General features: G+C 66.4%; 11 protein-coding genes. 7 read left to right on the top strand and 4 right to left on the bottom strand.

Translation table 11 applies throughout. The annotated features are described in order from the left end of the window. Positions 1–119: 119 nt before the first annotated feature. The 4 genes from LSI54_RS01030 to LSI54_RS01015 form a co-directional block, all read right to left on the bottom strand. A complete protein-coding gene (locus LSI54_RS01030; RefSeq protein ID WP_241463758.1) occupies positions 120–911 on the bottom strand; it encodes an ABC transporter ATP-binding protein in 792 nt (263 codons plus the stop codon). 1 nt (position 912) lies between these two features. Then, positions 913–1863: an ABC transporter permease gene (locus LSI54_RS01025; RefSeq protein ID WP_241463757.1), complete on the bottom strand. Its 951-nt coding sequence runs from the start codon at positions 1861–1863 to the stop codon at positions 913–915. Between the two features lie 177 nt (positions 1864–2040). Further along, on the bottom strand, positions 2041–3135 hold the full coding sequence (locus tag LSI54_RS01020) for an ABC transporter substrate-binding protein (protein ID WP_241463756.1): 1095 nt from the start codon (positions 3133–3135) through the stop codon (positions 2041–2043). 159 nt (positions 3136–3294) lie between these two features. Further along, on the bottom strand, positions 3295–4659 hold the full coding sequence (locus LSI54_RS01015; protein WP_241463754.1) for an MFS transporter: 1365 nt from the start codon (positions 4657–4659) through the stop codon (positions 3295–3297). A 271-nt stretch (positions 4660–4930) separates the two neighbouring features. On the opposite strand from LSI54_RS01015, the gene LSI54_RS01010 reads away from it, so the two are divergent. The 7 genes from LSI54_RS01010 (at position 4931) to LSI54_RS00980 (ending at position 13008) form a co-directional block, all read left to right on the top strand. Beyond that, a complete protein-coding gene (locus tag LSI54_RS01010; RefSeq protein ID WP_241477555.1) occupies positions 4931–5974 on the top strand; it encodes an acyltransferase family protein in 1044 nt (347 codons plus the stop codon). A gap of 22 nt (positions 5975–5996) precedes the next feature. After that, complete coding sequence (locus LSI54_RS01005) at positions 5997–8777, top strand: DNA polymerase III subunit gamma and tau (RefSeq protein WP_241477554.1); 2781 nt, start codon at positions 5997–5999, stop codon at positions 8775–8777. Between the two features lie 48 nt (positions 8778–8825). Further along, on the top strand, positions 8826–9422 hold the full coding sequence (recR, locus tag LSI54_RS01000) for a recombination mediator RecR (RefSeq protein ID WP_241470215.1): 597 nt from the start codon (positions 8826–8828) through the stop codon (positions 9420–9422). Between the two features lie 333 nt (positions 9423–9755). Beyond that, positions 9756–10658, top strand: coding sequence for a transporter substrate-binding domain-containing protein (locus tag LSI54_RS00995; protein ID WP_241477553.1), 903 nt, complete (start codon positions 9756–9758; stop codon positions 10656–10658). A 112-nt stretch (positions 10659–10770) separates the two neighbouring features. After that, entirely contained in the window at positions 10771–11529 is a 759-nt protein-coding gene (locus tag LSI54_RS00990) for an amino acid ABC transporter permease (protein ID WP_241463749.1), read from the top strand. An 8-nt stretch (positions 11530–11537) separates the two neighbouring features. Further along, positions 11538–12230 (top strand): ectoine/hydroxyectoine ABC transporter permease subunit EhuD, encoded by a 693-nt coding sequence (ehuD, locus tag LSI54_RS00985; RefSeq protein WP_241470217.1) that lies wholly within the window; start codon positions 11538–11540, stop codon positions 12228–12230. Further along, positions 12214–13008, top strand: coding sequence for an amino acid ABC transporter ATP-binding protein (locus LSI54_RS00980; protein ID WP_241463747.1), 795 nt, complete (start codon positions 12214–12216; stop codon positions 13006–13008). Before ehuD ends, LSI54_RS00980 begins: the two co-directional genes overlap by 17 nt. Positions 13009–13017: the final 9 nt, after the last annotated feature.

Raw genomic sequence — 13017 nt, 5'->3', positions numbered from 1 at the left:
CAAGAAGGGGCCCGGAACGAGCACCGGGCTGAGGCTGAGCATCATCTGCCCGGCCTCAGCCCAGTGTCAGTCCCTGGTCGACCCAGTGTGCGCCTGGTCGATCCGGTGTGCGCGCCGCCCTACTGCAGCAGCGTCTTGTCGTCGACCACAGCACCCTTGAGCTTGCCGAACTCGGCGAGGAGGTCCTGCGGGGTCATCTGGGCCTTCTGCTCGGCGCCGACGTCGAGGATGATCCGGCCTTCGTGCATCATGATCAGCCGGTTGCCGACCTCGAGCGCCTGCACCATGTTGTGCGTGACCATCAGCGTGGTCAGACCTTTGTCCTCCACCACACTCCTGGTCAGCCGGGTGACGAGCTCCGCGCGCTGCGGGTCCAGGGCCGCGGTGTGCTCATCGAGCAGCAGCACGCGAGGGTCGGAGTACGTGGCCATGAGCAGGCTCAGCGCCTGGCGCTGTCCGCCGGAGAGCAGCCCGACCTTGGTCTTCAGCCGTCCTTCCAGGCCCAGCTCGAGCTGCTTCAGCGCCTCGGCGAAGCGATCGCGCTTCGACTTGGTCACCCCGCGGGAGAGCCCGCGCGGACGCCCGCGGCGGTCCGCCAGGGAGAGGTTCTCCTCGATGCTGAGGTTAGGGGCGGTGCCTGCCATCGGGTCCTGGAAGACCCGGCCGACCTGCGCGGCCCGCTGGTGCTCCTTGAGCCTGCTGACGTCGGTGCCGTCGAGGGAGACCACGCCGGTGTCCTGGTGGATGCGTCCGGCCACGGTGTTGAGCAGGGTGGACTTGCCCGCGCCGTTGGAGCCGATGACGGTGACGAAGTCACCCTCCTTGAGCTCCAGGTTCACGTCCACCAGCGCGCGGCGCTCGTTGACGGTGTTGGGGAAGAACGTCTTGGAGACTGAGGCGATGTTCAACATGTCAGGCTCCCTTCTCTGCCGAAGTCTTGGACAGGTGCGCATCTGAGGTGGTCAGCGGGGCGGCGGCGTCGGCCAGCGGCGAGGGGCCCTTGCGGCGCAGGCTCAGCTTCGAGAAGCCCTTCCACTGGGGCAGCAGCAGGGCCGCGACGACGAGCACCGCGGACATCAGCTTCATGTCGTTGGGGTTGAGTCCGACGTTGAGCGCGAGCTGGATCGCCAGGCGGTAGACCACGGCGCCGAGGATCACGGCGAGGGTGGCCTGGATGACGCTGCGGCTGCCGAAGATGGCCTGGCCGACGATCACCGAGGCCAGTCCGACCAGGATCAGACCGATGCCCATGCCGATGTCGGCGAATCCCTGGTGCTGGGCGACGACGGCGCCGGCGATGCCGACCAGCCCGTTGGAGAGCATGAGTCCGATGATCTTCTGCCGGTCGGTGCTGACCGCGAAGGAGCTGATCATCTGCTCGTTGTCACCGGTGGCGCGCAGGGCCAGCCCGTTGTCCGTCTGCAGGTACCAGTCCATGATCAGCTTGAAGATCAGCGCGACGGCGGCGAGCACGGCCACCGAGGTCCAGCCCACGCCGGTGAATCCGCGCATCATGGAGATGACGGTGTCCTGGCCCAGCAGGGGCACGTTCGCCCCGTCCATGATGCGCAGGTTGATCGAGTACAGCCCGATCATCGTGAGGATGCCTGCCAGCAGCCCGTTGATGTTGCCCTTGGTGTGCAGCAGGCCGGTGATCATCCCGGCGAGGCTGCCGACCACGAAGGCCGCGGCGGTGGCCAGGAACGGGTCCACCTCGTTGGTGATCAGGATCGCCGCCGTCGCCGCACCGGAGGTGAAGGACCCGTCGACGGTCAGGTCGGGGAAGTTAAGAATCCTGAAGGTCAGGTACACGCCCAGGGCCATGATCGCGTAGATCAGCCCGAGCTCGAATGCTGTGATCATGTGTCCTCATTTGTCGTCGCAGCCGGATCAACGGCCGTCGGCGGGTCCACGTCCACTCAGGCGACGGGCGCCGGTGCAGCCTGGTGCGGCTGTTCCGGCGCCCGGCCTGGTGGTCATCTGTCAGTCATAGCCGCCTGAGGCGGCCGTAGGGGGTCGAGTCGAGTCACCCGTGCGGGTCTACTCGTCCTCTTCCTCTTCTGTGTCCTCGTCTTCTGCGTCCTCGTCACCCTCGGCCTCGTCGGCCTCAGCGGGGTCCTCGGCTTCGACGTCCTCGCCGACGACGACGTCGGCGCGGTCAAGCAGCTCCTGGTCCAGCTCGACGCCCATGGCCTCGGCTGCCTCAGGGTTGACGATGAGCTCCAGAGTCTCCTGAGTCTCCACCGCCATGGTTGCCGGGTCCTCACCGTCTTCGAGGATCCGCAGCGCCATCTCGCCGGCCTGGCGGCCGAGGGCGGCGTAGTTGATGCCGTAGGTGGCCACCGAGCCGCGGATGACCGAGTCACCCTCGGAGGCGATCACCGGGATGCTGTTCTGCTGTCCGTACTGCAGCACGGACTCCAGCGCCGAGACGACAGCGTTGTCGGTCGGGACCCAGATCGCGTCGACGTTGAGCGACTCCACACCCTGCTGGACCTCGGAGGAGTTCGAGACGGTCGCCTCCTGGATCTCCAGGCCGAGCTCGTCGGCGGCCTCCTGGGCGAGCTCCACCTGCACGGCGGAGTTCGTCTCGCCGGAGGAGTAGACGATCCCCACGGTCTCGACGTCGGGTGCGATCTCCTGGAGCAGCTCGAACTGCTCCATCACCGGGTTCAGGTCTGAGGCGCCGGTGATGTTGCCGCCGGGCTCTTCCCAGGAATCCACCAGGCCGGCTTCTTCGGGGTCGGTGACCGCGGAGAACACGATCGGCTTGTCGGTGATCGCCTGGGCCGCGGCCTGAGAGGTCGGGGTGGCGATCGCATGGATCAGGTCCATGTCCGAAGTGGCGAAGGTGCCGGCGATGTTGCTGGCGGTGGCCTGCTCGCCCTGGGCGTTCTGCTCATCCCATTCCACCTCGGCGCCGGCGTCCTCGAAGGCCGCCTTGAAGCCGTCGCGCGCCTCGTCGAGGGACGGGTGGGCGACGATCTGGGTGATGCCGATCGAGTAGCTGCCGGCTTCTTCGCCGGCCTCGCCCTCGGTGTCTTCGCCCTCGGTGTCCCCGCCGCAGGCGGTGAGCATCAGTGCCGTGGCGGCAACCGCCGCGGAGAGCCTCATGGTTGTGCTGCGTGATCGCATAGTTGCTCCTCATCTTGGTGCGTCATTCACCGGTGGGGTTCACCGGTGTGATGCTGTGCGTGATTCAGGTGCTGCTGGTGCTGCTGGTGCTGCGAGTGATCACCGCGTCTCCGCGGTGTGGAACAGAGATTATCCGCTCCAGGTTGATAAGTCAGCAGGTCAGCGCGATCCCGGCATGACCGAGAATTCCTCGCGCTCGCTGTCGTCGTTGAGATTGATCCCCTGGAGCTTCTTCGGAACCATCGAGACGGCGATGAAGGAGATGATCGCCAGGATCGCGATGTAGAGGCCGATCAGCCAGGACTGTCCGGTGGTGTTCAGGATCGTCTGCGCGATGGTGGCCGCGAAGGCGCCGCCGATGATCGAGCCCAGGGCGTAGCCGATCGACACCCCGGAGAAGCGGATGTTGACCGGGAACATCTCGGCGTAGAGCGCCGACTGCGGGCCGTAGGACGGGCCGAGACCGATGGTCAGGATGAAGATCGCCAGGGCGAAGAGCGGCAGCGATGCGGTGTCGAGCAGGAACCACATCGGGATCGCCCAGACGATGATGATGCCGTAGCCGATCTGGAAGGTCTTGACGCGTCCGATGCGGTCGGAGATCCAACCGCCGAAGAGCGTGAAGATGAACCAGCCGACGCCGCCGATCAGCGAGGCGATCAGGGTGTCGTTGCGATCCATGCCCAGCGTGTTCACGCCGTACGCGGCGAAGAAGGCGATCACCAGATAGCCCGCGGCGTTGTTCGCGGCGAAGATCAGCGCGGCAAGGAAGGTGTACTTCTTGTGCGTGGTCACCAGCTCCTTGAGCGGGGCCGAGGATTCCTTCTTGCGCTCCTTCATCTCAAGGAAGACCGGGGACTCGTCGACCTTCAGCCGGATGAGGAAGCCCACGATGATCAGCACGAAGGAGAAGAGGAACGGCACGCGCCAGCCCCACTCGAGGAACTGCTCCTCGGTGGTCATGGCGTTGAGCGCGAACATGAATCCGGTGGCCAGCAGCATGCCCAGCGGGACGCCGATCTGCGGGTATGCGCCGAAGAGTCCGCGCTTGTGCCGGGGGGCGTGTTCGACGGCGAGCAGTGCCGCGCCGCCCCATTCGCCGCCGGCCGAGAGGCCCTGCAGCACGCGAAGCACGATGAGCAGGACCGGCGCCAGGATGCCCCAGCTCGCATAGGTGGGCAGCAGGCCGATGAGCACGGTGGCTCCACCCATGCCCATCAACGTGATGACCAGGACCACCTTGCGGCCGTACCGATCACCGACCATGCCGGCAAGGATCGCGCCGAGCGGGCGGAAGAGGAAGGAGATGCCGACCGAGGCCCAGGCGACGATCTGCGCCAGCGCGGCGTTGTCCTCGCCGAGCGGCTCGAAGTACAGCACCGCCAGCACGAAGCCAGCGGCCTGCGCATAGATGAAGAAGTCGTACCACTCGATGGTGGTGCCGACGAGGGTTCCCGCAAGGACCTTCTTCTCTTCACGAGTCAGGTCATGCCCCTCGCTGCTGAGATAGGTGGTCTGGCTCATATCTGCTCCAAAGGCTGAACACGTCAGGTGACGCACGAGTGATTCCTGGGTTATGCCTGTGACTCAGGTCACTGGCATGAGCGCTAATGTACCAGAATTAATGACCGAACGGTTGGTCAGTGGGGTGATCAGTGCGAACGTCGTCCGTTACAGTGAAATCACCGTCTCCTCGCGCCAGGGTGCGGCGATGCAGCACCCGGCCCCTCACGAGAGATCCGTTCCCAGGACCATGTCCCAGCCACTGACTGACACCTCCCCTCGCATGCGGTGGATGGATCTGCTGCGCGGCGTCGCCGTGCTGCTGGTGGTGGTGCTCCACGGATCCGACATTCCTCGGGCCAACGGGCTCGGCGTGGATCAGTGGATCCAGCTGAACCTCTACCTCGAGCCGTTCCGGATGCCGCTGCTGATGTTCCTCTCTGGAACCCTGCTGCCGCGCTCGCTGACAAAATCCTCAGCCGCCTACCTCTGGGGGAAGTTCGCCGGCATCATCTGGCCGCTGATGATCTGGCTGGTCGGATTCGGCGTGCTGATCTACCGCGGCGGGCCCGGCAGGCTGCAGTACTGGCTGACGGGTGACTATCTCTGGTTCCTGATGGCGCTGACGCTCTGCTACATCTTCGGGATGCTGCTCAAGCCGCTGGTGTCCCGGCCGCAGCTGCTGAGTGGACTGGCCGTCGTCGTGTTCGTGGTCATGGTCGTCACCCGGCATTTCACCGAGGTGGACAACTCGCTGGTCACCCGCACGCTCTATTACGGGGCCTTCTTCTTCCTCGGTGCGGCCTGCGCGCGGATCCTGCAGCGCTGGGCCACCGCACCATGGCTGCTGATCGCGGCGCTCGGCGTGGTGATGGCCCTGCTGGCCCATCACGGGCTGGAGAGCCGGGAGTTCCGGGCGGGCAGCCTCTATGCGGCCCCCACCGCCGTGATCGGCATCGCGGTCATCCTATGGGTGGCGCCGCGAATACCCGCCGGCACGGTCAACAGCTTTCTGCAATGGGTCGGACGCAACTCCATCGTGGTCTACGTCTGTCACTTCCCGATCATCATCCTGATCCACCGCGGACTCAGCGAGGTCGGCGTGGATCCGGTGCTCCATGTCGCGATCAGCACGGTGGGCGGGCTGCTGCTGAGCCTGGTCGTGGTGTGGCTGCGGCCATGGACCAGCTGGCTCTACATCGTCCCGGGCAATCAGCGAGTGACCGCCCGCCTCGCCGCTCGGAAGCGCGATCCCGACGCTGGCGCGGGGCGCGCTGGGGGCGGCGTGCCGGACCTCGGCTCAGATCAGGACTCCGACCGCATGCGCATGTCCTAGCAAGCAGATAAGGTTTCACACTGTGAGCACCGCCCTGTATCGCCGCTATCGTCCCGACTCCTTCGCCGAGGTGATCGGGCAGGAGCACGTCACCGAACCATTGATGACGGCCCTGGGCAAGGACGCGGTCTCCCACGCCTACCTCTTCTCCGGTCCGCGCGGCTGTGGCAAGACCACCTCCGCCCGCATCCTGGCCCGCTGCCTGAACTGTGCACAGGGCCCGACCGGGACCCCCTGCGGGACCTGCGACTCCTGTCTGGACCTCGCCACGGGCGGCTCTGGCTCCCTGGACGTCATCGAGATCGACGCCGCCAGCCATGGCGGCGTCGATGACGCCCGTGATCTGCGCGAACGCGCGACCTTCGCACCGGTGCGCGACCGCTACAAGATCTTCATCATCGATGAGGCCCATATGGTCACCGCCGCGGGCTTCAATGCGCTGCTGAAGATCGTCGAAGAGCCCCCGGAGCACATCAAGTTCATCTTCGCGACCACCGAGCCGGACAAGGTCATCGGGACCATCCGCTCGCGCACCCACCACTACCCGTTCCGACTGGTCCCGCCCGAGCCGCTGATGGAGTACCTGCACCGGCTCTGCGACCAGGAAGGTGTCACCGTCGCCCCCGGCGTGCTGCCCCTGGTGATCCGCGCCGGCGGCGGCTCGGTGCGCGACACCCTCTCCGTGCTGGACCAGCTGATCGCCGGTTCCGCCGAGCGCACCCTGGACTATGACCGGGCGACGGCGCTGCTGGGCTTCACCCACGCCACCATGCTCGACGAGGTCGTGCAGTCCGTGGCGGCGCTCGACGGTGCCACCGCCTTCTCGGTGGTGGATCGAGTCGTCCAGTCCGGACAGGACCCCCGACGATTCGTCGAGGACCTGCTGGAACGGCTGCGCGATCTGATCGTGGTGAAGTCGGTGCCGGAGAACCCCGGCGCGATCCTGCGCGGGGTCCCCGAGGACCAGATCCGTTCGATGCAGACCCAGGCCGGCCAGCTCGGCTCCGCGGAACTCTCCCGGGCGGCCGACATCAGCGCCCAGGCGCTCACCGACATGGTCGGCGCCACCTCCCCGCGGCTGCACCTCGAACTGCTGATGGCTCGACTGCTGCTGCCCCATGCCGAGCAGGGCCACGCCTCGGTAGCCGCACGGCTCGAACGCGTCGAACGTCGGCTCGACTTCGCCGCCGGAGCCGGCGTGACGCCCGACGCCGAGGTGGACACAGCCGGTGACGACGCCGGCGACGCCCCGCGTCAGAGCGGCAGCGCCAGCTCGACCGCAGCCAGCTCGACGCCGGACGCAAGCTCAGCGCCGGAAGCCGGCTCAAGGTCGAAAGATCGTGCTGAGCCCCAGGCCCCGGCCGATCCGAAGTGGACCGCCCCCGCGCAGAGCGCAGCGGCCTCCGATCCTCGCCCCGCAGCCGCACCCCCCGGGCGGCAGGCGGGCCCGCCTGCCGGAGACACGCGTCAGTCGGACACGCCTCAGCCGGAAGTGCCTCGGCCAGAAGCATCTCAGCCGCATGATCGCCAGCCTGCGGCCTCGCCGGCCGCGACACCGACCCCCTCGGGTGCTGGCGAACCTGCTGCGGCGTCGCCGCCCGCATCAGCTGCGGGAGGGTCCACGGACGAGATGATGCGCCGGGCGTGGCCCGACATCGTGGATTCGCTGAAGTCCCAGTCGCGCATGCTGTGGATGCTGGTCAAGGGCAATGTGAGCGTCGGCGGCTTCGACGGGCAGGCCCTGAGCCTCGATTTCGCCAATGAGGGCGCACGGACCACGTTCGCCAACCGCAACGGCGAGCAGGCGATGAACGCCGCGATCGAAGACGTGCTGGGCATGAAGGTCCGCTTCAAGCTCGTCACCGGAGGCACATCCTCGGCAGGCGGTGGTGGGGGCCCAAAAGCTGACCGCCGGCTGAGCCCGGCGGCCGCTCCACAAGAGGCCCAGCCTGGGGATGACACCCCTGCCTGGGTCCAGGAGGAGCCGCCCGAGCCCTACGACCCCGGGTTCGCCGAGGCCCCGCCGGAACAGCCGGCAGACCAGCCCTCTGAGCACCCCGCCGAATCCAACGCCTCCGCCGATCTCAACACAGCCGCCGGGTCCAGCGACCCCGATGCGGCCGATCTTGACCCGACCGACCCCGATTCCAACGATCCCGAGGAATCGGCCGCGGCCGACTCCCGCGCAGCTGCGTCTTCCGCGGTCTCCCCCGAAGCGGCTGCGCACCTGAGCAGCGACGCGTCGGCGCTGAAGCCCGACGCCGGAGACGCCTATCGGCCCCTCGCCGAGAAGTCACCGGTCCCGGCCTTCGCCCGCCGCGCGGGAACCGGCCCACGCTGGAGCGCCCCGGCTGACGTGCTCGCAGCGGGGGACGCCTCCCCTGGCACAGTCTCTTCGCGCGCCGATCCGCAGGACAGCGCAGCAGCACAGGACAGCGCGCCAGCGCAGCACACCGCCGCAGGGAGCACCGCCGGCCCGCCCGGCGGGGGTGCGCCCAGTCGCGCGGCGGAGATCCGCCGTCGGCTGGCCCAGCGCGGCGGGGGCGGATCACCGTCGGCTCCGCCGTCCGAACCCCCTGCTGACCACCCCTCACAGCCGGCTCCACCCCCGGACCCGGCCTGGGACTCAGGCCCGCCGAGCGACTACGACCAGAGCGCGCCGCCGTCGTGGGCTCAGGCTGAGCCGGAGGATGTGGCCAGTGAGGATGATGTCCCGCTGGAGCACTCCGGCGTCTTCGGACGCAAGGCCTTCGAGAAGCACCTGGGAGCCACCCTGTTGGAGGAACGCCGACTCAACGAGTGAGCCCGGTTAGACTGAATCTCCACCCCTGAAGGAAGGCTCGTCCACACCGTGTATGAAGGCGCAGTCCAAGATCTGATCGACGAACTCGGGCGACTTCCCGGCATCGGTCCGAAGTCGGCGCAACGCGTGGCCTTCCACATCCTCGAGGCCGACGGCGAGGACATGAAGCGCCTGGCCGATGCGATCACCACGGTCAAGGAGAAGGTCAAGTTCTGCGCGATCTGCTTCAACGTCTCCGAGGAGACCACCTGCCGGATCTGCCAGGACAGCCGACGCGATCCCAGCCTGCTCTGCGTGGTCGAAGAGTCCAAGGACGTCATGGCGATCGAACGCACCCGGTCCTTCCGCGGGAAGTATCACGTGCTGGGCGGCTCCATCAATCCGATCGCCGGGATCGGCCCCGACCAGCTGCACATCCGCGAGCTGCTCAGCAGGCTCTCCGACGACACCATCACCGAGGTCATCGTGGCCACCGACCCGAACCTCGAAGGCGAGGCGACCGCCACGTATCTCTACCGGATGCTCGGCTCCATCGGCATCAAGCTCACCCGTCTGGCCTCGGGGCTTCCGGTTGGCGGAGACCTGGAATACGCCGATGACGTCACCCTCGGGCGGGCCTTCGAAGGCCGCACCGTGATGTCCTGACCTGGGTCCGACACCCCGTATCCAGATAGTTATGCAAGCGTGATCAGGTAATACCCAGGTTTCTTCGCCGTCGTATTTCCGTTCGTTTTCGTCTGCCCTGTTGTCCTAGTCACGTCTGGGAAGCGCGGGTCATCAGCGGATCACCGTGAGGGATTCTTCCGACCATTCCACGGTCCGCTGGAAGCCGCCGAGCGTTGTCGTCTGGCAAGAAATCAGTTTCCAAATCCTCTTTACCGGTCTAGCGTATTGGGACAGGGCGGTTCTGTGCTGTTTTGCAGCATGGTGCCGGACTGACTCGCACCAGACGCACACCAGAGGATGAGGTAAGCACTGATGAGGAACAAGACTTCCATGGCAGTCCGCGCAGGCGCCGTGAGCGCCGCCGCACTGCTGGTTCTGACCGCCTGTGGGGGCGGCGATGATGAGGCCGAGAACGGCGAAGCCGAAGGCGGCGGCGAGGACGTCATCACCGTCGCCATCGCCGGCGAAGAGCCCTATTCGTATCTCAATGACGACGCGGAGCCCGAAGGCGCGACGATCGCCCTGGCCGAGGAGATCTTCGGCGAGATGGGCTACACGATCGAGGCCGAGGTCACCGACTGGGACAGCCTCATACCGGGCCTCAACGCGGATCGCTACGAGGCCGTCTCCGCGGGCATGTCCATTCTTCCCGAGCGTTGTGAAGAGGCTGCCTTCGCCGAGCCCGAGATCATGTACACCACCGCACTGCTGGTGGAAGAGGGCAACCCCTACGGCGTGGAAGATCTCAACGACGTCGCCGAGGCGATTGAATCCGGCGAGGACATCACGCTGGCCACCCTGTCCTCCGGCGTCGAAGCCGGCTACGTCGACGCCCTGGGCATCGACGCTGAAGGCGTGGGCACCGCGGACGACGGCGTGGACATGGTCACCGGTGGTCGCGCGGACGTGTTCGCCCTGACCGCGATCTCGCTGAGCGAGATGGCCGGTGAGATGGACGGCGTCGAGGTCACCGAGGGCTTCGTCCACGACATGGACGGCGTCATGCAGTACGGCGCCGGCTCCACCGTCTTCCCACAGGGCTCGGAGCTTCTCGAGGAATACAACGAGCACCTCGCAGAGCTCAAGGAGAGCGGCGAGCTGCTGGAGATCATCGGCGAATACGGCTTCACCGAGGCAGAGATCCCGCCCGCCGACCTGACCGCCGAGGCACTCTGCGAAGGCGACCTGGAAGCACTCCAGGACATCGAAGACTGAGCTGAGAGTCTCATACACCCCACGGTGGTCGGCCCGGCCACAGGGCCGACCACCGCTTCGGTGACACCACTTCGGTGACACGACCTCCAGCAGAGAGGAACCACCTCCTACCGTGGACTGGTTAGAACAACAGCAGCAGAACTTCGAGTCGCTGCAGAACTTCGGGCCCCGACTCTGGGATGGATTCCTGCTCACCGTGCAGCTCACCCTTCTCGGTGCAGCCCTTGCCTTCGTCATCGCCGTGATCCTCGGCCTGATGGGCGGCAGCCCCAAATGGTGGCTGCGCACCCCCGCCCGCATCATCATCGAGTTCTTCCGCGGCACCTCGCTGCTGGTGCAGCTGTTCTGGGTGTACTACGTGCTGCCCCTCTTCGGGCTGACCCTGGAGAGCCCCTTCACCGTCGGTGTGATCGCGCTCGGCGTGAACTACGGCGCCTACGGCGCCGAAGCGGTCCGCGCCTCGATGACCTCCGTGGCGAGCGGGCAGTGGGAGGCCACCGTGGCGCTCTCCATGTCCTGGACCCATAAGATCCGCCGGGTCATCTTCCCGCAGGCCTGGGCGCTGATGATCCCTTCACTGGCCAACCTGCTGGTGCACCTGCTGAAAGGTTCGGCCATCGTCTACATCGTCGGCCTCAATGACTTCAACTTCGAGCTGGATCAGCTGCGCCGCGTGACCAGCGCCTGGTTCTCCTACGCCTTCGTCGGTCTCATCGGATACTTCGCCTTCGCACTGGCGCTCACCCAGGGGATGCGGCTGCTTGAGATTCGCGCCAAGCATCGACTCGGCCAGGGGCTCAGCATGCGGGAGATCCTCTCTCCCGCACCCAAGGTGCCCACCTCCGGCATCCAGCCGGGAGGTGCCTCATGATCCCCGTCATGCCATTCACCGCAGACCCGGCCCCCGCCACAGGGGCCACCGGCAACGTCTGGAACTGGGACTTCGCCATCGAGATCTTTCCGGCGATCCTGCGCGCATTCATCGAGGTCACCCTCCTGGTGACCGTGGTGGGCACGGTGATCGCGGCGCTTCTGGGCCTGGTCATCGCCATCCTGCTGCGCGTGCTCCCCCGCCCGCTCGCCTTCGTCCTGCGCTGGGCGGCCAACTTCATCCGGATGACCCCGCTGGTGGTCCAGCTGCTGGTCCTCTACTACGGCTTCACCTGGATGGATCCGCTGACCATAGGCTTCATCGTGTTCGGCATCCACTACGCGACCTACATGTCGGAGGTCTACCGGGCCGGCATCGATTCGGTGCCGAAGGGTCAGTGGGAGGCCACCAAGGCGCTCTCGATGAGCGCCGGGCGGACATGGCGCCGCGTGGTCATCCCGCAGGCGCTGCGCTCCACCATCCCCTCGCTGGGCAACTACGCGATCTCGATGTTCAAGGACACTCCGTTCCTCTTCGTGATCTCGGTGGCCGAGATGGTCCGGGTCGCGCAGACCATCGGCGCCCAGACCTTCCGCTACACCGAGGCGATCACCATCGCCGGCCTGATCTTCCTCGCCGCCAGCTACCCCACTGCACTGCTGATCAACCGTCTGGAGAAGCGACTTGCCTACGCCAACTGACCCCGAGGTCCCGGTCATCGAGTTCGTCGATGTTCAGAAGAGCTTCGGGGACAACATCGTGCTCAAAGACCTGAACTTCTCGGTCCGGCGCGGAGAACGGGTGACCCTGATCGGTCCCTCCGGTTCGGGAAAGACCACCATCCTGCGCCTGGTGATGACACTCGAGGAGCTCACGGGCGGGTACATCTTCGTCGACGGCGAGCCGCTGACCCACCGGGAGAAGGACGGCAAGCGCGTCGCCGTCTCCTCCAAGGAGCAGAAGAAGCTGCGCACCCGGATCGGGATGGTGTTCCAGCAGTTCAACCTGTTCCCCAACATGACCGTGCTGGAGAACATCATCGAGGCGCCCATCTACGTGCTGGGCCAGTCCAAGGCCGAGGCCACCGCGAAGGCACATTCGCTGCTGGAACAGGTCGGCCTGCCCGACAAGGCCGACCAGCACCCGCTGAGCCTCTCGGGTGGACAGCAGCAGCGCGTCGCCATCGCCCGGGCGCTGGCCATGGACCCGGAGATCCTGCTGCTCGACGAGGTCACCTCCGCACTGGACCCCGAGGTCGTCGGGGACGTGCTCAACATCCTGCGCAACGTCGCGGACACCACCAATGTGACCATGCTGATCGTGACGCATGAGATGAGCTTCGCCCGCGACGTCTCCCATAAGGTGATGATGTTCGACGGCGGCCGCGTCATCGAAGAGGGGGCGCCGGAGAAGATCTTCTCGGACCCCAGCCACCAGCGCACCCAGCAGTTCCTCAGCGCTGTGCTCGGCGACGCCTGATCAGATTTA

Origin of the sequence: Nesterenkonia sp. AY15 (assembly GCF_022565855.1) — a bacterium.
Lineage (GTDB): Bacteria > Actinomycetota > Actinomycetes > Actinomycetales > Micrococcaceae > Nesterenkonia.
The sequence above is the reverse complement of the archived record's forward strand: the minus strand, read 5'-3'. Positions and strand labels throughout refer to the sequence as shown.